This is a genomic window from Streptomyces sp. NBC_01304 (assembly GCF_035975855.1).
Taxonomy (GTDB): domain Bacteria; phylum Actinomycetota; class Actinomycetes; order Streptomycetales; family Streptomycetaceae; genus Streptomyces.
Genome location: NZ_CP109055.1, coordinates 2,941,543 through 2,964,264, shown reverse-complemented (window position 1 = coordinate 2,964,264; position 22,722 = coordinate 2,941,543). Strand labels below are relative to the sequence as shown.

15 protein-coding genes are annotated in these 22,722 nt (G+C 71.8%); 6 read left to right on the top strand and 9 right to left on the bottom strand.

The genetic code is table 11. The annotated features are described in order from the left end of the window. The first annotated feature begins 170 nt into the window (after positions 1 to 170). The gene (locus OG430_RS12775) at positions 171 to 1,724 is read left to right on the top strand and encodes a M81 family metallopeptidase (RefSeq protein WP_327352593.1); all 1,554 of its coding nucleotides are present in this window, start codon (positions 171 to 173) and stop codon (positions 1,722 to 1,724) included. Positions 1,725 to 1,727: 3 nt separating this feature from the next. On the opposite strand, the gene OG430_RS12770 is transcribed toward OG430_RS12775, so the two are convergent. Further along, positions 1,728 to 2,216: a hypothetical protein gene (locus tag OG430_RS12770; RefSeq protein WP_327352592.1), complete on the bottom strand. Its 489-nt coding sequence runs from the start codon at positions 2,214 to 2,216 to the stop codon at positions 1,728 to 1,730. Positions 2,217 to 2,300: 84 nt separating this feature from the next. After that, positions 2,301 to 2,705 (bottom strand): CU044_2847 family protein, encoded by a 405-nt coding sequence (locus OG430_RS12765; RefSeq protein ID WP_327352591.1) that lies wholly within the window; start codon positions 2,703 to 2,705, stop codon positions 2,301 to 2,303. A gap of 264 nt (positions 2,706 to 2,969) precedes the next feature. Here OG430_RS12765 and OG430_RS12760 point away from each other — a divergent pair, with 264 nt between their 5' ends. After that, on the top strand, positions 2,970 to 5,102 hold the full coding sequence (locus tag OG430_RS12760) for an HEXXH motif domain-containing protein (RefSeq protein ID WP_327352590.1): 2,133 nt from the start codon (positions 2,970 to 2,972) through the stop codon (positions 5,100 to 5,102). Between the two features lie 4 nt (positions 5,103 to 5,106). On the opposite strand, the gene fxsT is transcribed toward OG430_RS12760, so the two are convergent. From fxsT to OG430_RS12740, 4 genes are all read right to left on the bottom strand, one after another. Further along, positions 5,107 to 9,354 (bottom strand): FxSxx-COOH system tetratricopeptide repeat protein, encoded by a 4,248-nt coding sequence (fxsT, locus tag OG430_RS12755; RefSeq protein ID WP_327352589.1) that lies wholly within the window; start codon positions 9,352 to 9,354, stop codon positions 5,107 to 5,109. Positions 9,355 to 9,377: 23 nt separating this feature from the next. Continuing rightward, positions 9,378 to 10,472 carry an AAA family ATPase gene (locus OG430_RS12750; protein ID WP_327352588.1) on the bottom strand — a complete coding sequence of 365 codons (1,095 nt, stop codon included), beginning with the start codon at positions 10,470 to 10,472 and terminating at the stop codon, positions 9,378 to 9,380. Positions 10,473 to 10,566: 94 nt separating this feature from the next. Beyond that, on the bottom strand, positions 10,567 to 12,051 hold the full coding sequence (locus tag OG430_RS12745; protein WP_327352587.1) for a VMAP-C domain-containing protein: 1,485 nt from the start codon (positions 12,049 to 12,051) through the stop codon (positions 10,567 to 10,569). Next, positions 12,044 to 13,018 (bottom strand): effector-associated domain 2-containing protein, encoded by a 975-nt coding sequence (locus tag OG430_RS12740; protein ID WP_327352586.1) that lies wholly within the window; start codon positions 13,016 to 13,018, stop codon positions 12,044 to 12,046. The genes OG430_RS12745 and OG430_RS12740 overlap by 8 nt, the downstream gene beginning before the upstream one ends. Before the next feature lie 369 nt (positions 13,019 to 13,387). Between OG430_RS12740 and OG430_RS12735 the strand changes: the two genes are divergently transcribed. After that, positions 13,388 to 14,692, top strand: coding sequence for a cytochrome P450 (locus tag OG430_RS12735; RefSeq protein WP_327352585.1), 1,305 nt, complete (start codon positions 13,388 to 13,390; stop codon positions 14,690 to 14,692). 10 nt (positions 14,693 to 14,702) lie between these two features. Here the strand turns inward: OG430_RS12735 and OG430_RS12730 are convergent, their stop codons facing one another. Together OG430_RS12730 and OG430_RS12725 are read right to left on the bottom strand one after the other, a co-directional pair. Beyond that, positions 14,703 to 15,398, bottom strand: a complete 696-nt coding sequence (locus OG430_RS12730; RefSeq protein ID WP_327352584.1) for a response regulator transcription factor — start codon at positions 15,396 to 15,398, stop codon at positions 14,703 to 14,705. Further along, the gene (locus OG430_RS12725) at positions 15,395 to 16,585 is read right to left on the bottom strand and encodes a sensor histidine kinase (RefSeq protein WP_327352583.1); all 1,191 of its coding nucleotides are present in this window, start codon (positions 16,583 to 16,585) and stop codon (positions 15,395 to 15,397) included. Before OG430_RS12725 ends, OG430_RS12730 begins: the two co-directional genes overlap by 4 nt. A 119-nt stretch (positions 16,586 to 16,704) precedes the next feature. Here OG430_RS12725 and OG430_RS12720 point away from each other — a divergent pair, with 119 nt between their 5' ends. From OG430_RS12720 to OG430_RS12710, 3 genes are read left to right on the top strand one after another with little or no spacing between them, the layout of a single operon-like run. After that, positions 16,705 to 17,703: an ABC transporter ATP-binding protein gene (locus OG430_RS12720; RefSeq protein WP_327352582.1), complete on the top strand. Its 999-nt coding sequence runs from the start codon at positions 16,705 to 16,707 to the stop codon at positions 17,701 to 17,703. Further along, positions 17,700 to 19,247 (top strand): ABC transporter permease subunit, encoded by a 1,548-nt coding sequence (locus OG430_RS12715; RefSeq protein WP_327352581.1) that lies wholly within the window; start codon positions 17,700 to 17,702, stop codon positions 19,245 to 19,247. The genes OG430_RS12720 and OG430_RS12715 overlap by 4 nt, the downstream gene beginning before the upstream one ends. Beyond that, positions 19,244 to 20,101 carry an ABC transporter permease gene (locus OG430_RS12710; RefSeq protein ID WP_327352580.1) on the top strand — a complete coding sequence of 286 codons (858 nt, stop codon included), beginning with the start codon at positions 19,244 to 19,246 and terminating at the stop codon, positions 20,099 to 20,101. The genes OG430_RS12715 and OG430_RS12710 overlap by 4 nt, the downstream gene beginning before the upstream one ends. Before the next feature lie 61 nt (positions 20,102 to 20,162). Here the strand turns inward: OG430_RS12710 and OG430_RS12705 are convergent, their stop codons facing one another. Next, positions 20,163 to 22,715: a PEP/pyruvate-binding domain-containing protein gene (locus OG430_RS12705; RefSeq protein WP_327352579.1), complete on the bottom strand. Its 2,553-nt coding sequence runs from the start codon at positions 22,713 to 22,715 to the stop codon at positions 20,163 to 20,165. Positions 22,716 to 22,722 lie beyond the last annotated feature (7 nt).

Here is a 22,722-nt window from a genome sequence, read left to right as displayed (position 1 = left end):
GACTGTCCTCACACGCCGGACGGGCTGGTGGAACCAGCCCGTCCGGCGTGTGAGGACACCGCCCGGAGGGTGGAAGGCTTCGCAGAATTTCGGGAAGGGGCGGGGTGGGGAACCAAAGGCGCACAGCCGGCGCGGACAGCCAGCCGACCAGCGACGCCGGACGAGGAGCCATGCCCGATCCCCACACCACGCACCCCGTCATAGCCATCGCCGGACTCGGCATAGAGGCCTCGACGTTCTCACCCGCGCGCACCTCCGCCGATGCCTTCCACCCCCTGCGCGGGCAGGAGGCGCTCACCCGCTACCCGTTCCTCGCGCCCGGCCGCCCGCTGCGTACCGCCGCCGACTGGCGAGGGGCGCTCGTGGGCAAGGCCCTGCCCGGCGGCACGGTCACGGCGGCCGCGTACGCCGAACTCTCCACGGACCTGCTGCGCCGCCTCGCCGAGCTGCCCCCGCTGGACGGCCTGCTCTTCGACATCCACGGCGCGATGACCGTGGAGGGCATCGACGACGCCGAGGCCGACCTGCTCACCCGGGTCCGCGAGGTGGTCGGACCGGGCGTGGTCGTCTCCACCTCCATGGACCTGCACGGCAACGTCTCCCGTGCCCTCGTCCACCACAGCGACCTGATCACCTGCTACCGGACGGCCCCGCACGTGGACGTGACCGAGACGAGGGAACGGGCCGCGCGCCACCTCGTCGAACTGCTCACCGGCGGCGCTCCCCGCCCGGTCAAGGCCTGGGTGCCGGTGCCGGTCCTCCTTGCCGGCGAGCAGACGTCGACCCGGGTCGAGCCCGCCAAGAGTGTCTACGCGGCCGTCGCCGAGGTCGAGGCCACCGCGGGCGTCACCGACGCGGCGCTCTGGGTCGGCTACGCCTGGGCCGACGAGCCCCGCAACCACGCGGCCGTCGTCGTCACGGGCCCGGACGCGGAAGCGGTCCGCACGGGAGCGGAACGCCTGGCCCGCGCCTTCTGGGACGCCCGCCGCGCCTTCGACTTCGTCGCCCCGACCGGCTCCCTGGAGGCCTGCCTCGACGAGGCGATCGCCTCACCCGTCCACCCGTACGTCATCAGCGACAGCGGCGACAACCCGACGGCGGGCGGCGCGGGTGACGTCACCTGGGGGCTCCAACAGGTCTTGGCCCGACCGGAGTTCAAGCATCCCGACGGCCCCACCGTCATCTACGCCTCCGTGCCGGGACCCGCTGCCGTCGCCGCCTGCGAGAAGGCCGGGGTGGGCGCCACCGTCACGGTCACGGCCGGCGCCGAGGTCGACGACCGGCATGCCGGGCCGCTCACCATGACCGGCGTGGTGCACGCGATCAAGCACGGCGACCGCGACGCCGGAATCGAGGTGGTGCTGCGGGTCGGCAGCGTCCACGTGATCCTCACCGCGCTGCGCAAGCCGTACCACCACGAGCACGACTTCACCGAGCTGTCCCTGCGCCCGCGCGACGCCCACGTCGTGATCGTCAAGATCGGCTACCTGGAGCCCGAGCTCTATGACCTGGCAGCCGACTGGCGCCTCGCCCTCACACCGGGCGGGGTCGACCAGGACCTCACCCGCCTCGGCCATCGCCGCATCCGCCGCCCGATGTACCCGTTCGACCCGGACATGGCCGAGCCCGACCTGAGGGCCCGGATCATCGCCCCGGCCGACGCGGAGGCCGAGGATTTGGCTGACGCCCCGGCCGACGCCCCGCAGGCGTCGTGGCGGTCGTAGCGGTCAGTCCTCGTCGGTCGAGTCGTCCGACTCGGGGGATTCGGGCGTCTCGGGCCGCAGCAGCGGATGGACGACGCCGGGGAACACCCGGACCTTGATCACCGGCTCCGCCGAGCCGCCCTGGAGCACGGTCTCGGCGATGCCCCAGGGGCGGCCGGGCAGCTCGACGGTCAGCGTGTACGAGTGCGAGCAGCCCATGCAGTCGTAACGGTCCGCCCAGATCTCGACCTCCGTACGGCTGCCCGGGGCGCGCGACACGTGCCGGTGCCGGGCGTGGCAGCGCTCGCACTTCTCGCCGGGCTCGCACGTCCCGCCGCAGGGGCAGGGCAGGTCCAGGGAGGGAGCGGGGCGCCAGCGCTGGGTGAGGACGGCGTCACGGGTGGCGCCCATGTCCTTCATCGCCTTCAGATTGCGGGCGGCGACGTTGTACGACTCGCCGGTCGCGTCCATCCGGTCCCGGATGATGTCCTTGCGCGTGCGGTTCGTCGTCATGCTGCTCCTCCTGGGTTCACGCAGCCCGCCAGGAGGCCCATGAGATCGGTCCGTCTACGGTACCCGGCGCAAGGTGCCCACGGCCTACGCGGCACCAGGTGCCACGGCATTCCCGCCGCCCGAGCCCTCTGGGGCTCGTGTGCCCCCTGTGTTCTCCGCTGTGCCCGCCGCGCTCTCCTTGCGCCAGACCAGCTGCACCTGAAGGTGCCCCTGCACACCGGTCCGGGCGAGCACCGCGCCCACCTCGGCGTCGAGCTGGATGCCGAACTCGATGGTCACCTCGTCCGGCGGCTTCGGGATGTCGCGCAGCTTGTGCATGGCGAGCACGGCCGCGCCCCGCACCTCGTCCAGCGCCGAGGAGAAGGAGCCCGTGGCGCGGCCCACGAGATCGGTGGCGCTCGCGGCGTCCACCACTCCGCGGTCGGCATCGTCCAGATTGACGACGACGGTTTCTCCGTCGCCGAGCTCGAAGCGCACCAACTGGCCCATCGATTACCCCCGTTGCTGAACCGGCCGCCCGTGCGGTCGCTTCACCGTAGCGATCAGGGGTCGAACCGGCACCACCCGCTGCCGTCAACTGGCCCTTGATCGCACCGAAGTGGCCGTACCGGCCGCTTGGGTCCCTTTAGGCTGGGCAGTGTGGAGCCCGCCACCGCACCGAGCGGATACACGGGGCCGATACGCAGGGGTACGCCTACGATGGCCGGGCGGCGAGCGGGTGCCGGCAGGGGGACGTCTGACGTGAGGACTGCTATGACCGACATCGAGACCGGCCTTGTCGATCTCAGTGGACGGGGGCTCCAGGAGGTCATGGCGCTGAGTGATCCGCAGGTCGTGAAGTCGCAGGAGATGCTGCTGGCCCACCTGTCGGTCGGCGCGATCGGGACCGAGGGCGGTCCTGGAGACGGTGGCAGCACCTATTTCGTCGCTCAGCCGCGGCCTCAGCACGGGCTGAAGCAAGGCCCCTTCCGCTCCGTGTCCGCGTTCCGTACGCCCCCTGCGGCGGCGGTCCCGGCCGGGACGTCGGCCCGGCACCGGTTGCCGCGCGTCGACCTGGACACCTTGGCGGCCGGGCGGATCACGGCACGGACGGCCGCGCGCATCGGCTCGGTGGAGCGGACCCGACGCATGCTGATGCTCCGGGAGATCGCGGCTGCGGAGCGTGCGACCGGGCCGAGCGGTCCGCTGCTCCCGATCGCGGACGCCTGTGATGTCATCGCTCGGGCCGAGCGGCTGGCGCCGGAAGCCGTCGGGCGGGTGCTCAGCCATCCGCCGGTGGGCCTGTGGGCGGTGCGGGTCCTCGGGCGGCTCGGCCAGGATGCCGCCTCGGCCGACGGCGAGCCTCCGTTGTGGCAAGAGGTGGGATATGTCCATGCCCTCGCTGCCGCTGCGGCGCTGCGGGCAGGGCTACCCGTCTTTCTTCGCATCCCCACTTGGCGGGGCAGGGCGGCTCTGCCCACGCTCGGGCATGCCGTTCTGCTCGACGGCGAGGACGGGCACGGAACCGCCGACCTCGAGTCCGGCGGAAAGGGCACCGCCAGCCTGTCGCGCGGCTCGCTCCGGCTCGAACTGCCTGGAGATCTCAGCCACTCGGCTTCCGGCTGGCATCCCGTACACACCCTCCACCGGGCGGCCGGGGCGACGACGCCCGACCTCGCCCTCACCCTTGAGGACGGCGATCCGTACCGGGACTTCCGGTCCTGCTGCCCGACTTCGGCGCCGCTCACCGAGAAGGAGGTGGATCGGTGGCGGCAACTCATGAACGGTGCGCGGGAATTGCTCGACGCGCGGCACGGGCACTCGGCTCGTCTGGTATCCCTTGCCTTGACCGCAGTAGTGCCCCTGGCCGAGTTGCCTCGCTTCAGGACTTCCAGCGCCTCCTATGCGGAGTCCTACGGCAGTGCCCTCGTCTCTCTGCCGCACGATGCCGCCGACCTGGCGGTCACGCTGGTCCACGAGTCCCGTCACTCCGTGCTCAACGGCCTGAGCCATCAGGTCGGACTCTTCGACGAGGACGCGAAGAACGCGGACGTCCTGCTCTACGCGCCATGGCGCACCGACCCGCGCCCACCACAGGGGCTGCTGCACGGCGCGTATGCCTTCAGTGGTGTCGCGGAGTTCTGGCGTGCCGAAAGGCATGCGCTGACAGGGACATCGGCTGCCCTCGCGCACTTCGAGTACGCCGTCTGGCGCGACGCGGTAAGCGACGTCCTGGAGTCCCTTCGTACACGAGGAGGCCTCAGCGTCTGGGGCCACCGCTTCGTGGGGGAGATGGCGCGGCAGGCAGCCGGGTGGGCGGACGACCCCGTGCCGGACGGCGCCTTGGCCGGGGCGCAGAGCGAGCTGGCTGATCTACGGGCCACCTGGCGGTCGCGGCATCTGGCACCTGACCGTGCCGCGACGCGCAGGCTCGCGGCCTTGTGGATCAACGGTGACACCGCCGTCGGGCAGTGCCTGCCCGTGTCCGAGCTGCGCCCCGCCCCCGTGCGTGGCCAGGCCCCAGAACTGCGGTGCGAATTGCGCCGGTTGCTCCTTTCCGACGGGGGACTGGCCGGCCCGGGAACGCAGGATCGCCTGACGGATCTCGACCGCCCGTCACGTCTCCTGGACGCCGATCTGAAACTGCTCGGCGCAGACATCGACGGAGCCCTGCGCGGATACAGGGCATTCCTCGCAGAGGCCCCGGACGACCCCGCTGCCTGGGTGGGGCTCGGGATGGCTCTGGCGGCTTCCGGCGACGAAGCAGCCGCCTCGTCCCTCCTGGAGTGGCCGGCGTCGGTCATCGCCATCGCCCGGGAGGCGCGCGCTCTCGGCGTGCCTTGCCTCGATCCGATGGAACTCGCCTGTTGGGCAGGGCAGTTGTCCGTGCCGTCCACTCGGTGCTGACGGGTCACATCGGCAGTGGGTCGATGTCGCAGTTCACCGGCTGCTCGTCGGCTGCAGCGAGGGACGAGGGGTGCCCCACGCCCAGCGTGCGGCGAAATCGCGTCAGCGTGTCGGCCAGCAGCGGCTCGGCCTCGTCCGGCCTGTCCAACTGCCGAAGCGTGAGGGTGAGGTTGAGGGCCGTGGCCAGCGTGATGGGGTGGTCCCTGCCGAGCCGGGACCGGCTCAGTGCCAGGCTCGACGTGGCGAGTTCGGCCGAGGCCTGTGCTCGGCCGAGCTCGTAGAGATCGACAGCGAGGTTCGCGCTGCAGGCCAGGGTGTGGGGGTGATCCTCGCCGATGGTCTCGGCCAGCGACGCCCGCGCTGAGGCGTTCGCTCGCAGGGACTCCTCGAACCGCCCGGCCAGGCGCAGCGAGACGGCGTGATTGACGCGCGCTGCGACGCTGTGCGGGTGCTGTGCGCCGAGGAGTGCTTCGGACGCACGGGAGCCCTCCTGCCCAAGGTCCAGAGCGCGATGCAGGTCGCCGCTGTGGCGGACGTCGATGGCATGGGTGACCAGGGCGCTCACCGTCTGCGGATACCTGTCGCCATACCGGGTCCTGAAGTGGCCGAGGGCATTGCCGGACAGCTGCAGTGCTTCGGCGTGCCGGCCCGCGAGCCGCTCGGCCACCGCTTGGAGGCGGATCGCGGCAAGCGCGTAGGGGTGCGTCTCGCCAAAGCTGTGCCGGTAACGATCCGCGACACTCCGTGCCTGACGATGGGCGGCCGGATACGCGCCGCTCTCCTGCAGGTCCAGCGCCACGGATGCCATCGTCGACAACGTGGAGAGTGCGTTCTCGCCGAGCTCTTCCACCTTGCGTCGGTAAGTCTCCTTGTCGAGTTTCAGGGCGTCTTCGAACTGCCCGATGAAACGGAGGTTGAGTGCGTGCTGGTGGGCGCTGATGAGCGTTGCCGGGTCGTTGGGTCCGAAGAGCCGCACGCAGGCCTCGTAGGCCTGCTTGTTCAGGTCGAGTGCGGGCCGGAAGTCGCCGCGCAGTCGTAGGTCCCAGGCCAGCATGCCGGCGATCTCGATCGTGGACTCGTGCTCGGGGCCGAGTGCTTCTCGCATTGCCGTCATGGTCTGCTGATCCAGTTCGTACGCCTCTGGGTAGCGGCCGAGAACGCGCAGTGCGTCGGCGTAGAGCTTGGCCGCGTTGAGCACGTGTTCCGCGTGCTCCCCGTCCGCGTTGCGCCATTTGTCATGCACCTCGTGCGCCAGCTCGAGCGAGCTTTCGTGGTCACCCCACGTGAACAGGTACTGGATCTCGTTGAGCACGAGCTGTCGCACCCAGGGGTCGGTCGAGTCCACGGCCTCACTGTTCAGCACGTGCGGCAGCAGTTCGCCGTACTGCTGCCACTGGTGCGCCGCCGTCGGCTCCTCGGGGTCGCCCTTGGCCAGGAGCCGGTGGGCGCCCTCGCGCATCTGCGACTTAAGCGGTTCGGTCATCTGGTTGATCAGCACCCGCTGGACCAAGCGGTGCAGCTGAATGGTGTTGGTGTTGTGGTTGATCCGCGCGAGCGCGTACCGGTTGATCTCCCGGATGGCCCGGCCCAGCTTGATGGGGTCGCTCAGGGCGGCGCTCAGCTCCGCCGGTACGGGCGCGTCCCGGATGCCGGTGAGCAGCCTGCGGGAGATCGGCTCCGGTGCGAAGAAGGCGCAGATCTGCAGGAGTTGGAGCGCGGCCGGATGATTCTGGCGCAGGCGTGCGAGCGAGACGTTCCAAGCCGCCGCGACGGACAGTGGATAGTCCACTGGGGGGTCGCCCGCCATGAGGGCGCCGGCCTGCTGCTCGAAGAGACGGAGGTATTCGTCGGCGGGCATGCCGGTCTCCGCGAGCCATACGGCCGCCTGCTCAATGCTGAGGGGCAGGTCTCCGAGGGCCTCGGCGAGCCGGTCCGCGGTGGGGTCGTCCAGGGCCGGTGCGCGCAGCTGCAGCAGCGTACGGCTCTCCTCCCGGGTGAACACGTCGACTTCCAGGGGGCGTGCCGACGACGCCCATTGGGGGTTCCGTGAGGTGACCAGGATCCGGCCCGGTCCATTGGTGGGGAAGAAGTCGCGCACGGCCTCGGGGTTCTCTGCGTTGTCGAACACGAGCAGCCAGTTCTTGTACGGTTCACCGACGCGCAGCGCCTCGATGACGGCGGGAACCGCCGTGTTCGCCTCGCCGCCGCCGACGCCGAGTTTCAGCCGTGCGGCCAGCGCGACCAGGAACTGCCTGATCTGCTGGGGCTGTTCGGACGGGATCCACCAGATGACCTGGTACTCGTGCATGTGGCGGTACACGTACTCCACCGCCAGCTGCGACTTCCCGACGCCGCCCATGCCCTGCAGCGCTTCCGGCAGGACCGCTGTGGTGCCCTGTTGGAGCCTGCGGTGCAGGTCCTCCAGGAGTTGGACGCGGCCGGTGAAGGCGCGATTTCGTGGCGGGACATTTCCCCAGACGGGTGGCGGCTTGTGCAGCCCGTCACTCCTCGGCCCGGCGGGGGCGTCTGCTGGTGGGGGTGAGCTGTCGGCTGGGTCGGCGGCAGCGCCGCCTTCGGTGACACCGTCACGGACGGTGCGTCCCCGGTCTGCGGAGTGCGGCCCAGCCGGTGGCTCAGGCGGTGTCCCGGCCGCCCGCGCCGACCGCAGGCGGTCGCCGAGCACATTCGCGGCGGCCGTATAGGGGCCGGCCATGGCCGTGAAGGCGGGCAGGACCGTTCCGACCCATGGCTGCAGTGCCTCCACGGGCAGCAGGGCGACGCGGGAAGGGTCGCGGACGAGTCCTCCGATGGCGGCGAAGGCCTCCCCGGAAGGGCCGGGTATCGCGGTGGACAGATGGTCAAAGGTCATCAGCATCGCCCGTGCGGTCTCCCCGCGCGTGCCCTCGGCCAGCAGTTCTCGCCGGACGCCGTCGCTGAACTCCAGCTCGAAGCGGGCAGCTGCCGGCGCCTTGGGGTCCGGCGCTGTCTGCCGTAGTGCGCCCGACAGGAAGAGCTCGGCGATGTGCCAGCTTCTTGCCTCGGGGAGCAGGTTGGCCTGCACGAGGCGGAGCGTGGACAGATTCAGCGGGAGCGCAGCGCAGAGTCTGGCCAGCCGGTAGGCGGTCGGAGACAGAGTGGCCCGTAGCCTGCGCACCTGGGTGTCAGGGGGAGCGGACCGGCCCGATTCGGCTCGGTGCCGTGCGGCGGGCGCTGCCGGCCCAAGGGCCTTGACCGTGTATTCGGGCGCCTGGCCGGCGATGAACCGGGCCCAGCCGCCGAGCCCTTCGGGCGTCAGGGTCAACACGGGCACCGTGATCTCCTCAGCCCCGGCGGCGGGCGCGAACGCATACGGCGTCATCGCGAGCAACTCGTGCGCGACGACCCATTTCGTGTTCGGTGACACCGGGTGAGGGCTGGTCAGGCGCACCTTGCCGGTGACCGTGCCGACGCGCATCCACACATGCTCGGGAAGTACGTGAACCAGGGCGACCGGCATTGTCCGGGCCCAGTGCGCCAGAACCCTACGGGCGCTGCCGTCCGACCAGTGGTCGGCGTGCAGGTCGGTGAGGACGAGCAGGACCTGCCGGCCGTCCGAGACCGGCGCCGTGGCGTCGAATCCGTGGGCAAGGCGTACATCGCGGAACGCGGCCGAGCCGCGGAGCGTCTGGGTGAGCTGCTGCGCCGTGTGCGACCACAGCTCCATCGAGCCGCCTGTGTCAACCACCAGGTTCGCCGTCAGCCAGCGTTCCTTGGCAGGTTCTTGCCGGGGGAGCCAGACTCCGTGCTCCGCCGCGGACTCGGCGGTGGCCTCCTCGTTCAGGACGAGGCTGTGGCGGGAGAGGATGCGCTGCCGCAGCGGCAACATGGACCTCTCCATGGAGCGGGATCCATCCAGTGGGAGGCCCCGGCCGAGCTCCACGAGGAGGGACGACGGCGAGCCGTCGGTGCCTGTGTCCGTCGACTGAGTTCCACGGCCGGGGGCGGATCCGTCCGGTTCCTGCTCCCGCTCCGGGGCCTGGCCCTCGTCCGACGCGTCAGCAGGCGTCGGGTCGCCTGGAGGCGTCCCCCGCTCGCCGTCGTCCTGCGCCCCGTCGTCCCGTGCTGCCTCGTCGCCCCCGGCCCGCCTCGCCGCCAGCACGCGACGCTCACGCTCCGCCGCCAGCCACACAGCCTCGCCGACCTCGTACCAGAGGAGTTCGGCAGACACTTCGGCCCGCGACGCGGCACCCGGCCCGATGCCGTCACCTGCCATGCCACCTCGGAAGGGCGACGACCTCATCCAGGGCCGACTTCATCGAGCCGTCGCCACAGCGAGTGCAGCAGTTTGGTCCAGGACCGTTCGTCGGGTCCCGACGGAATGGTGCGCAGGTATTCGGAGTTGAGTAGCTGATCTGCTGCGAGAGTGCCGCCTGCCAGGGACCGGGCCAGGAATCCGCGGATCAGCTCGGTCCGCCCCTCGTCCCCGTCGTCCGCCTGGGACAGCTGTGCGGTGAGCATCGCCGCCAGTTGGTCGGCGTCCGGCGCGGGCATGTCCAGATAGAGGCAGCGGCGGAGGAAGGCGGGGGGCAGGGCACGTTCGCCGTTGGTGGTGATCAGTACCACCGGGAAGGCCGCGCAACTGACGATGCCGTGGTGCACCTGTGTCGTGCCGTCCGGGTCGTCCGTGTGCACCGTCACGTCGGGGAGGCGGGAGCGCACGCGGGCGAGCTCGGGGATGCGGTACTCGCCTTCCTCGAACACGCTCAGCAGGTCGCTCGCCAGATCCATGTCGGACTTGTCGAACTCGTCGATCAGCAGGACCCGAGGCGATTCCCTGGGGAGCAACGCCGTACCCAGGGGCCCTAGTTGGATGTACTCGCCGATGTTCTGCATGCTGTCCGGCGCCGGTTCCGTCGTGGTCCCGCGCAGCACTCCGAGGGCGGCCGACTCCTGGACTCTGCCTATGGCGTCATAGGCATACAGGCCCTCTTTGAGGGTGCTGCGGCTGGTGATCGGCCAGCGCAGCACGCGGCCGAGCCCGAGCTCGCGGCTGATGGCGTGGGCCAGGGAGGACTTTCCGATGCCGGGCGGGCCGGCGACGATCAGCGGGCGGCGGAGGAACAGGGCTGCGTTGACCATGTCGAGCTCTTCGTCCGATGCCGCGCGGGCCTGCGCGCGGTCCGGAGGTCCCAGGCGTCGGGTGAACTCGGTTCCGTCTTGCGGCACTTGGTCCGTGAGGAGAGGGCCGCCCGAGAAGCGACGCCAGGGTGGCGCGGGCGGCAGCAGCTGGGCGAGCGGAGCGCCGGCCTGGGGGCGAGCCGTGCCCCGGTAGACCCGCCACGCGCCCTCGTCGCCCGCGGGCCCCGGGTCGTCCGTACCCTGGTCGGCCATCGAGCATCCCCCCACTTGGAGTCCTGTGTGAATCAGTGCACGTTTGTACTCCCCGACCACCCTGTGCTGAAGTCCTGTCAGGTGTCGAGCCGCTTCAACCTGCCGGTTCCGGCACCTCCGGGAGACGGTTCGGATCGTCCCAAAGCACGGCGATGCGGGAGCCGATGGAGTCCCCTGCCCCATCGTCGTGCGGAGCGGGAGCCGAACGCAAGCGCGCCACCTGGTCGAGAAGTCCGTGCCAGGTGCCCGTGTCGGCGACGTGATCGGCGGCCGCCCGTTCGTGGTCGTGGAGGGGCCCCTGATGTGCCCATATGAGGGCCGGAATGCCTGCCTGCAGGGCGAGTTCGAGCTCGGCCCGCCCGGTGGGGGCATCTGGTGACGAGCCCAGGGTCATGAGCACTATGGCGGGATCTCGCTTCAAGGTGGCGTAGAGCAGACTCTGCCGCGAGCCGTCTCCGCTCTCGCACCGGTGCAGCCGCCCTCCGGCTCCGCTCGCGAGTACTTCCCAGCGTTCGTTCCAGACGCGGTGCAACTGTAGTGCTTCGATGCGTTCGAGGCTTCTCGTGATGACCTTGTACTCGACGCAGAGCGGGGGCGCGAACTTCAATGCGGTGGCGCCGCCCGCTCCCTCGCCGAACGGGCTGGTGCGGGTCCAGTTCTCCACGGCCAGGTTCGCCATCTCCATCGGCAGGATGAACTCCAGGATGATGCCGCCCTGGTGGCGCCGCAGACGTGCCTCTTCCTTGTCTATGAGGGTGGCCACGTGTGCGGGCGCCTCGCTGAGCGGCAGGCGCCTGTCGTCGCGTTGGCGTGGTGCCCAGCAGTCGCCCGAGCTGGTCCAGCAGGTGAGCCAGACGTGGTCGGGGGAATCGGTGCAGGGGTGCAGCTTGACGACCAGATAGGCGGAGCCTGGTGCAGGGTTGCGCCAACCACCCGGATTCATCCGTGTGTTGCTGAGCACCCGCAGGGCTTCGGGAGCCTCGTCGATGACGGCGCGCACATGACGACTGAGCCAGTTGCGCAAGGCGTCGCCGAGTTCGGGGCGGACGACGTAGGCCACTGCCTGGACGAAGCGGATGGCGCGCGGCACCCCGTCCGACGGGACGTTGCACTGCTCCAGGAGTTCGTACGCCTCCCAGGCCGTGTGCACTTCTTCGGGCAGTGGCCCGAACCCCTCTCCTGCGGAGTGAGCGAAAAGGGTCGCCAGCTCCGGGACGACCTTGCGGCCCACCGTGCCGAGCAGCAGTTCCAGTTCGCGGCGGTGCCTGTGGTCGGTGCCCGCTCGTGGTGGCTGGGCAAGGGCTGCGGCGCGCTCGGACGGCAGGTCGTAGTCGGCGAGGAAGCTCACTGCCTGGGCCAGGTGGACCCAGCCCTCGGGCACTGTCCCGAAGGCCTTGACCATCTGGACGAGATGGAGCTTCCTCTCTTCGAAGTCGGCTACCGAAAGCCGCACGCCGAGCAGATCGAGCGCATGATCCACACAGAGCTTCCGCGACCTGAGATTGTCCAGGACGGGCACCTTCATCAGCGCGTCCACCAGCTGGGACGCGCGCTCGGCGGCGGAGGGCTGCTCAGGCATGGCTGTCCGGCAGGTCGGGCCACAGCAGGCGCGCCTGGTCGATGAAGTGCTGCACGGTGATGGTGTCCCCCTCCAGCCGGCGTACTGCCTGTACCAGCGCGCCCGGACCGTCCCTGAAGTCGCCGCATCGGCGCACCAGTTGGTAGAGCTGAAGACGCGGTCGGTCGTCCCGGGGCAGGCCCCCGGTGATGTGGCCGGGCAGCAGGGAGAGCAGGCCCTTGCCGCCGTCGGGTGCGGCCACCGAGGTGGCCATCAGAGCCTCAACGACCTTCCAGGGGTCGGGGGTTCCGGATCCGGTGACCGGGTCGCCGGCGATCAGCGGGGCGAACGCCGTGCCCGCGAGGACGCCCAGGGGGATCATCCATGCGACGCGCGTAGGTTCCGGGGCGGAGTCGTGCAGCACGGACGCGACGACCCCGATCACCTTCTGGCGCCGGTCGTCCCACACCCCGGCGCCGCTGAACCCCTGCTCGATCCCGGTTCCCTGGCCCCGCAAGCCGTCGAGCTGCAGCCAGCGCGGATGCGGTCCGCCGGTGCCGATGGTGTGCGCCCGGGCCCAGATGCCGTCCGGCAGTCGCGAGGGGTGGCCGAAGACGCGTACCGGCATCCCCACCTCCGCGTGTTCCGCGTCCACCGGCGCGTGGTCCGTGCCGGGGGGAGCAGGCCGGTGCAGCCGGAGCAGGGCGAGGTCGCCGGCCGGTGGTCCGCGGAACCAGCCGACCACCGTGGCGCCTTCGGGCCCGGTGTGTCCGGTCGCGCGGGGGAAGTCCACCCGGATGTCGTCGGTGGGCGGCGTCTCCTGGCGGGTCAGGCCCAGGGCCGCCTCCACGACATGGGCGCATGTCAGAGCCATGTCATCGGTGAGCAGTACGGCCGCGCCGACGATCCGGCGATGACCGAGCACGCGCATCCGCCAGGCGTCGGCCCCCGAGGGGTGAAGCTCCGGTCCAGGTCGTGTCCACTCCACGTGTCCCCCTCACGCGTTCCTTCGGCGGTGGGCCCGGCCGCCACTGCCCGGGCCTGCCAGGGTAAGCCGTAGGGGCCCACGCAGGTAAGGATCGCGCGCGATCACGCGGAACGCGCTTTGTTTGCAGAAGAGTTGAGCATCGCGAGGGTGGCTGTCATCCTCGCGACCAGGGCCCGGCGGGTCCCGGCGTGCGCGATTCGGCGGGCGGGACTCAGCGGACGTGAAGCCGCGCTCGGCGGGCGTGAAGCGGGACTCAGCGGACGTGAAGCCGCGCTCGGCGGGCGTGAAGCGGAACTCGGCAGACGTAGAGCGGAACTCGGCAGACGTAAAGCGGAACTCGGCGGACGCAATACACGAGCGGGGGCGCGCATGGCCGAGGTGGCCAAGTCCTTATCAGGCTCCGAGGGATCCGAATCGGGCTCCAAGGGCTACAAGGGATCCGAGGGGGCCAAGGGGCCCGAATCAGGCTTCGAGGGATCCGACGGCGGCGCCTACCCCTTCCCGCCCGGGGAGCTGGGCGGCTGCCCGCTCGCGTACCACCGGCGCCGGACGCTCGCTCCCGTCGCTCCGGTCGCCCTGCCCAGCGGTGACGAGGTGCTGCTCGTCACCCGCTACGACGACATCCGCGAGGTGCACGCGGGACCGCACTTCTCCCGCAACCTCCGCTACCCGGGGGCGCCCCGGATGCTCGCCGCGGCCGACTTCGGCGAGGACCCGAACTCGCTCACCAACATGGATCCGCCGGAGCACTCCCGGCTGCGGCGCATCGTGCAGGGCGCCTTCACGCCGCGGGCCGCCGAGCGGTGGCGCGGTGAGATCAGAGCAATCGCCGAAGGGCTGCTCGACGACGTGCTGGCCGCGGGGCCGCCCGCCGACCTGCGGACCGCGTTCGCCTTTCCGCTGCCCGTCGAGGTGATCTGCCGGGTCGTCGGGGTGCCGCCGGGGGACAGCCCGCTGTTCCGCGTCTGGTCCGATGTGCTGCTCTCGCTCACGGCGGGGGCGGCGGCGGACCGGCTGCAGGCGGGCATCGAGTTCGCCGCGTACGTCGACGAACTGATCGCTGATCATCGGTGCACCCCGCGCGGCGACCTCATCGACGACCTGATCGCCGCCCGCGACGAGGACGCCGACCGGCTCAGCGAGCCCGAACTGGCCAATATTGTCAGAGGGTTGATCATCGCGGGGCACGAGACGACCGCCAACGTGATCAGCCGCGGCGTCCTCGCGCTCCTGCGCCACCCCGAGCAGCCGGGCGTGCTGCGGGCGAAGCCGGAGTTGCTGCCGGGGGCCGTCGAGGAGGTGCTGCGGGCCCAGATACCCGGGCACGGGGCGCTGCTGCGGGTGGCGAAGGAGGACGTCGTGCTGCCGTCCGGGCATCAAGTGAAGGCCGGGCAAGGCGTGTTGGCGCCCTTCGTCGCCGCCAATCACGATCCGGAACGGTTCGACGACCCCGAGGTCTTCGACATCACCCGCGCCGACAACAAGCACCTCTCCTTCGGGATCGGCCCGCACTACTGCCTCGGCGCGAACCTCGCCCGGGTGGAGCTCCAGGTCGCCTTCGACGTGCTCGTCGACCGGCTGCCGGGCATGGAACTTGCCGTGCCCGTAGGTGAGTTGACGTGGTCGGCGGGCAGCCGGGTCTGCGGTCTCAACGAGCTGCCGGTGACCTGGTGAGCGCGGACTTCTAAGGCCCCGGGCTGCGCGGCACGACGAGTCCCGACTCGTACGCCGCCACCACGGCCTGTGTGCGGTCGCGCAGGCCCAGCTTGGTGAGGACCCGACTGACATGGGTCTTCACCGTCTCCTCGCTGACGTGCAGCCGCCCGGCGATCTCCGGGTTGGACAGCCCCTCCGCGATCAGCCGCAGGACCTGCGTCTCGCGCGGCGTCAGCGCCGCCAGCCGGGTGGAGGGGCGGGCCGAAGGGGTGGGCCGCTGACGGGCGAACTCCGCGATGAGGCGCCTCGTCACGGTCGGGGCGAGCAGCGCCTCGCCGGCCGCGACCACCCGTACCGCGTCGAACAGCCGCTCCGCCGTGACGTCCTTCAGCAGGAAGCCGCCCGCGCCCGCCGCCAGCGCGTCATAGACGTGCTCGTCGAGGTCGAAGGTGGTGAGGATGAGCACGCGCGTGCTGCTCTCCGCAGTGAGTTGCGAGGTCGCCTCGATGCCGTCCATGACCGGCATGCGTACGTCCATGAGCACGAGGTCCGGCTGCAGTTCGCGGCACAGCCGCAGCGCCTCGGCGCCGTCGCCCGCGGTGCCGACGACCTCGAAGTCGGCTTGCGTGCCCAGGACTTCGGCGAAGCCCGCCCGGACCACCACGTGGTCGTCGGCGACGACGAGGCGCAGGGGCGAGGTCGGCTGCGTACCGCTGAGACTCATGAAGTGGGCTCCTCGGCAGGGGTGTTCGGGTCGGACGGTGTCGGCAGGACCGCCTCGACCAGGAAGCCGCCGCCGCGCGCGGGGCCCGTGCGCAGCGTCCCGCCGACGGTCGTGGCGCGCTCGCGCATGCCGAGCAGGCCGTGGCTGCCGTCGGCCGTGGGGCCGGGCGGGCTGGGGCCGTTGTCGCGCACGCGGACCCGCAGGTCGTCGTCCGTGTAGCGCAGCTGCACATCGACCGCGGCTCCGGGTGCGTGCCGGCGTACGTTGCTCAGCGCCTCCTGCACGATGCGGTACGCCGTGAGCTCCACGCCAGGGTCGAGCGCGCGCACCGGTCCGCTCACGATGAGCCTGGCCGCACCTGTCGAGGCGTCCCGGGTCGCGTCGACCAGTTCGTTGAGCTCGGCCAGGCCAGGCTGGGGGCGGCGCTGCTGCGCTTCCGTGTCGGCGTCCTCGCGGAGCACGCCGAGCAGTCGGCGCATCTCGGTCAGGGCGGCGCGCGCGGTGTCGCCGATGGCCAGCAGGCGCTTGGCGCCGTCCGGGGGCAGGCCCTGGGTGGCCAGCCGGGCCGTCTCCGCCTGCACCGCGATCATCGAGATGTGATGGGCGACCACGTCGTGCAACTCCCGCGCGATCCGGGCCCGTTCGCCACGCGCGGCGTTCTCCATCAGCGTGTCGGCGATGGCCCGCTCCGTGGCGCTGTGCGCCAGGGCCTCGTCGCGGGCCCGGCGGGCGAGCCCCGCCCCGGCCGCCGCGCCCGCCGCAGCGGCGACGAGGACCGTGCCGAGGCGGGCCATGGCACTCGCGTCGGAGGGCGCGGCGACCGCGTACCCCACGAACGGCAGCGCGAGCAGCGCCGCCGCGAGCCGGGGCGCCCCGCGCCGGGCGAGGAAGTAGAGGGAGACGGTCAGGGCGAGCAGCCCCGCGAGCGTGAAGACGTGGAAAGGAGTGAGGGACAGCATGCTCGCGGTCGTGACCGTGACCGCCGCCGGCAGCGGGTGGCCGCGCAGGGCCGCGACCGGGACCGTGGTGCCCAGTACCAGGAGGAGCGCGACCGACAGCGTGGCGGCGGCCGGATCACGGAGCAGCAACTCGCCCGCCGCGGCGAGCGCGAGCAGCGCGGCTGCGGCCACCGGACCCTCCGGGAGCTGCAGAAACTTCCGTGCCCGCGCGGCGGCCGTTGCTCTCACGGGCCCATTGTCACCGTCCGGGCGCCGCTGCGGGTCCCTCACGTGAGGGATATGAAGACGGCTCCCGGGCGGGACGCCCCGCGCACCGGCCGTCCCTAGCCTCCCTGAACATGGATGGCATGAAGAACACGACGGCCCGCGAGGCGACCATCGAGGTCCGCGGACTGCGCAAACGGTTCGGGTCGGTGACCGCGGTCGACGGCCTCACCTTCACCGTGGAGCCGGGCCAGGTCACCGGCTTCGTCGGGCCCAACGGCGCGGGGAAGTCCACCACCATGCGGGCCATCGTCGGCCTGGACGCACCCGACGAAGGCACCGCCCTCATCGGCGGCAAGCCCTACCACGCCCTGCGTACGCCCCTGAACCGCGTCGGCGCGCTCCTCGACGCGGGCGCCGTGCACCCCAGCAGGCGCGGCCGCGACCATCTGCTGTGGCTGGCCCACTCGCACCGGATTCCGGTACGCCGCGTCGACGAGGTGCTCGAACAGGTCGGGCTGACCTCGGCGGCCGGGCGCCGGGCGGGCGGCTACTCGCTCGGCATGCAGCAGCGGCTCGGCATCGCGGCGGCGCTCCTCGGCGACCCGCCGGTGCTGCTCCTCGACGAGCCGGTGAACGGGCTCGACCCGGAGGGCATCCGCTGGATCCGCGGCTTCCTGCGGTCGCTGGCCGCCGAGGGGCGGGCGGTGCTCGTGTCCAGCCATCTCATGAGCGAACTCGAGGACAGCGCCGACCACTTGGTGGTGATCGGACGGGGCCGGGTCATCGCCGATACGAGCGTGCGCGAGTTGCTGGCGGCGGCCTCGGGGGGCCGGGTCGCGCTGCACACCGGCGCACGGGAGCAGGCCATGACCGTCCTCGCGGGGGCGGGCGCGACCGTCGCGGCCAACGGACGGGAGAGCCTCACCGTGACGGGGCTCGACGCGGAGCACGTGGTCCAGCTGCTCGCGGCGGCCGCCGTGCCCTTCTCGGGGGTGGCGGCGCATCGGGCCTCGCTGGAGGAGGCGTACATGGAACTCACCGGGGACGCCGTGGAGTTCGCGGCCGCACCCGGGGCGGGGGCTCCGGCTGCGGGCGAGGCTTCGGCTTCGGCTTCGGAAGAATCGGGGGACGCGCGATGAGCACGCAGACGCCCGTCACCCCGGTGACGCCCTACCGCTCCAGTGTGGAGCCCGCAGCCCGCGACGGCTTCGCGCAGCTGCTGCGCGCCGAGTGGACGAAGTTCCGTACCGTACGCCGCTGGGGACTGGCCCTGCTCGCCGCGGTGCTCGTGACCGTCTTCATCTCCTACTTCACCGCGTCCAGTTCGTCGTTCGACCGGGATCCCGCCGACGGGGACAAGCTCCCGGCCACCGACGCCCAGGGACTCCAGGTACGCGACGCGTTCTACTTCGTGCACCAGGGCCTCGCGGGCGACGGCAGCATCACCACCCGCGTCTCCGGGCTCACCGGCGAGCGCCCGAAGCAGGCCCCGGAGTGGGCCAAGGCCGGGATCATCCTCAAGGAGAGCACCGAGCAGGGCGCCCCCTATGTGGCGCTGATGGTCACGGAGAAGCACGGGGTGCGGCTGCAGACCGGGTTCACCGGCGACGAGGCGGGCAGCGCGACCCCGCCGGGCGAGCCGCGCTGGCTGCGGCTGACCCGGGACGGCGCCACCGTCATCGGATACGAGTCGGCCGACGGCAAACAGTGGGACAAGGTCGCCGCGGCACGGCTCGACGGGGCGCCGAAGACCGTGCGGGCCGGGCTCTTCGTGGCCTCGCCCGGCATCTTCGAGCTGAAGCGCGAGTTCGGGATGTCCGCGATGGGCGAACGGCCTTCGCGGTCCACGGCGAAGTTCGACCAGGTGTCGCTGAGCGGCCCAGGCACCGGAGCCGGCGGATCGGCCGGCTCCTGGCAGAGCACGGACGTGGGGGAAATCCGCGACGGCAAGGGCACGTTGGAGCGCAGCGGCTCCACCTTCACCCTCACCGGCTCCGGCGACATCGCGCCGGGCGCGCAGGACATGGACCCGGTCAACTCCGGGCTGAGCGGCAGCCAGCTGGGGCTCGTGCTCGTCGCGGCGCTCGGCGTGCTGTTCATCACCACCGAGTACCGGCGCGGCATGATCCGCACCACCCTCATGGCCAGCCCGCGCAGGCCCCGGGTCCTCGCCGCCAAGGCCGTGGTGATCGGTGCGGTGGTGTTCCTCGCCGGGCTCGTCGCCTCCGTCGCCTCCTTCCTGATCAGCCAGCCGATCCTGCGGGACAACGGCCACAAGCACCCTTACTTCCACGAGTTCTCGCTCACCGACGGGCCGGCCCTGCGCGCCGTGATCGGCACCGCTGCGGTGCTCGCCCTGATCGCGGTCCTCGGCCTCGGCCTCGGGGCGCTGATGCGCCACACCGCCGCGGCGATCGCCACGGTCGTGGTCCTGTTCGTGCTGCCGCTGATCCTGGTCAGCGGGCTGCCGCTCGGCCTGGCGCAGTTGCTGGAGCAGGTCACTCCGGTGGCCGGATTCGCGATCCAGCAGACCATTCCCCGCTACGACCAGGTGGCGAGCGCGTGTCTGCCGGAGACCGGCTGCTATCCGCAGGGTCCTTGGACGGGGCTCGCGACGCTCTTCGCGTACGCCGTCGGGGTCCTCGGCCTGGCGATGTGGCGGCTGCGGAGGCGGGACGCGTGAGCGCGCAGACCGGGGCCGCGCGGATGCGGCGTACGACGGGAAGCCGGGTGGCGGGGGAGGGGCGGATGCGCGCGGCCGTGCACGCCGAGTGGACCAAGGTCCGTACGCTGCCCAGCACTTGGTGGCTCCTGGTCGGCGCGGTGGTGCTCACGATCGCGGTGGGCGCGGCCACCACCGCCGCGCTCTCCGCCCACGACTGCCCGACGCCCCGGGGCTGCCACGAGGACATCGTGAAGCAGAGCCTGACCGGGGTGTGGCTCGGGCAGGCGGCGGTCGTGGTGTTCGGGGCGCTGGCCATCAGCGCGGAGTACGGCACCGGCACCATCCGTGCGTCACTGACCGCGCTGCCCGTCCGGCTGCGGCTGCTCGCCGCGAAGGCCGTCGTGGTGGCCGGCCTGAGTCTCGCCGCCGGGGCGCTCGGGGTGCTCGGATCGCTGGGCGTGGGGCGGCTGTTGCTGCCCGGCGGCGGGTTCACGGCCGAGAACGGCTATCCGCCGCTCAGCCTCGCCGACGGGCCGACGCTGCGGGCCGCCGTGGGAACCGTCCTGTACTTCGGGCTTGTCGCGCTGCTCGCGCTGGGGGTGGGGGCGGCGGTGCGGGACACGGCGGCGGTGGTGACCTCCGTCCTCGGACTGCTGTACGCGTTCCCGCTGCTCGTCGGACTGATCGAGGACGAGACGTGGCGCGAGCGGATCGAACGTTTCTCGCCGGCTTCGGCGGGGCTCGCGGTCCAGGCCACGAAGGGGTTGGAGAACCTGGCGATCGGGCCGTGGGCGGGACTTGGCGTGCTGGCCGGGTACGCGGCGGCCGCGCTGGTCCTCGGCGGGTGGCTGCTGAGGGCGCGGGACGCCTGAGGCCTGTGGCGGGTCCCCCTGCTCGAAGGGGGGACCCACCTGCACTGCCGCAAGGACGTGCTCAGCCGCCCAGGACCTCCACCGTCCCCCGCTCCCCGTCCACCCGGAGCCGGTCCCCGCTCGCGATCCGCATCGTTGCGTTGCCGCACCCCACCACCGCCGGGATGCCCAACTCCCTTGCCACGATGGCCGCATGGGACAGCGGCGCCCCCACGTCGGTGACCACGGCGGCCGCCCTCGGGAAGAGCGGGGTCCAGCCGATGTTGGTCACCGTCGTCACCAGGATCTCCCCGGCCCGCAGCTCGCCCGCGTCCTCCACGGTCGGCGCCACCCGCGCCACCGCCTCGACCACACCCGGCGCCCCGGGGAAGCCGGTGATCGCCTCCGCGGCCTCCGAAGCCCCGTGCGCGTCGTACAGATCGGCCCGCCGGTCCGGGTCGGCCGCCCACCGGTCGGGGTCGAAGCGGCCCCGGATCAGCGTCGGATACGGCGGCAGCCCCGAGTAGTGCGCATGCGCCGCCCGCCGCGCGGCGACCCGTTCCAGCGGCGCCTCGTCCCCGCCGAGCACCGCCCGCAGCTCCGCCAGGGAGAGGAAGAACACCGCGTCCCCGTGCCCGGTCAGCTCACCGGCCCGCAGCACGAACTCCCGGGCCACCCAGAATGCCCGGATCACCTCGGACCGCGTCGCCTCCCGCCCGTGCGCCGCCGCCGTGAACTGCGCGACGGCCTTCCGCGCCGCCTTCACCTTCCCGGGCCGCTCCCGCGCGAAGCGCTCCCAGGCCTCCGCGCTCGCCGCCTCCTGCCGCGCAAGGAGCTCCACCGGATCCCGGTCGGCCTCGCGAAGTCCCGCCAGCTGCCGGTCGATCCACTCCGGGTCCTCCGCGGGCCGCGCCCGCGCCACCTCGAACTCGTGCGGTCCACGATGCCCCCACTGACGTACGTACGCCTCGCGCGTCAGCTCCCCGCGCGCGATCCGTCCGAGCCCGACGAGCGGCCCGAGACTCACCAACTCCCCGCCGTCCGCCGCCCCTTGGCCGGTCAGCATGGTCTCCGCCGCCGCCTCGCCGACCAGCTCGGTCAGCTTCTTGCGCACCGTGAGCATGGCCCCGGCGTCCCGCCGCGCGGCCTCCAGCATGTGACAGGCGGTGTCGAAGTACGGCTCGGCGTCCGCGGCCCACAGCACGTCGAGCTCCGCGGCGGTCGGTGCCGCCTTGATCCGCAGCCGCAACCCCTCGCTGCGGCCCGGCGACCCGGCCAGGAACGCGGGCATCAGCTTGGCGTTTCGCACGACCCGCCGCATCCCGCCGAACACGGTCGGAAGCAGCGCCTTCATGACCTGCTTGCGCGGGATCGGCACCAGCGGGATCTCCACCCCGGCCGGCAGCTTCCCGAAGGCCGGCTCGCTGGCCTCCCGGAACTTCCTGCCCGCCCCGAAGGCCTCCGCGATCGTCGCGGACAGGCTCAGGTTCATGTAGAAACGCCCGCCGATGTTGCCGTACGCGCGCAGCTCCGGCAGCGACGACGACGCCATCGCCCCCGCCATGAACCGCTGCACGAGCGACCACGTCACCGGTGTCATCACATCGGGGATGGCCTCACCAAGGTTTCCGCTCGTCCACAGGTAGTCCCCGTCGAGGCTGTCGTTCCACTTCTCGTACGCGTCCGCCGCGTCCCGCAGATTGGTGATCGGCCGCGCCTGGACAATGGCGAACTGCCCGTCCAGGGCGGCCCATTCGACATCCATCGGAGTGCCGTACAGCTCCTCGATGCGTACGCCGATCCGCGCGAGCTCCGCCACCTGCCCGTCGTCGAGCACGGCCACCGCGCGCCGGTCCTCGGGCACGGCCTCGTCGCGGGTTCCCCCGTCGGTACGTACCGTCATCACGGTCTTGTCGCCGATGCGCCGCTCGATCACGCCACCGCCCGCGCGCTCCACGACGTACGTGTCCGGGGTGACCTGCCCGCCCACCACCGTCTCGCCCAGGCCCCAGGCGGCGTTGACGACCAGCTCGTCGCGGGCGCCGCTCAGCGGGTTCGCCGTGAACAGCACCCCGGCCGCCTCGGCCGGAACCAGCTCCTGCACGACCACGGCGAGCGCCACGTCCTTGGAGGGCACGCCGTTACGGGCGCGATAGGCGAGGGCGCGGGCGTTCCAGAGCGAGGCCCAGCAGTCCTTGACCGCGGCCAACAGGGCCTGCTCACCACGGATGTTGAGGTAGGTGTCCTGCTGTCCGGCGAAGGACATGCCCGGCAGGTCCTCGGCGGTGGCGGAGGAGCGTACCGCCACGGCCGGTTCCGCCATGTCCGCGTACGCGGCGCGGATCGCGTCCGCGACCTCGGCGGGCACGTCGAGGCCGGCGAAGACCTTTCGGATCCGGTCCGAGGCCCGCTCCACGGCGGCGTCGTCCTCCATGTCGAGCCCTTCGAGCGCCCCGAGGATCTCGTGCTCCGGGCCGCCCCCGGTGACCAGGCGATAGGCGTCGGTGGTGACATGGAAACCGGTCGGCACCGGCAGCCCGGCCACGGCGAGGCGGGCCAGCGAGGCACCCTTCCCGCCGACCAGGTCGAGCTCTGCGGCCGGGTCGTCCAGGGGTAGTACCAGCGCACTCGTCAAGGCTCTC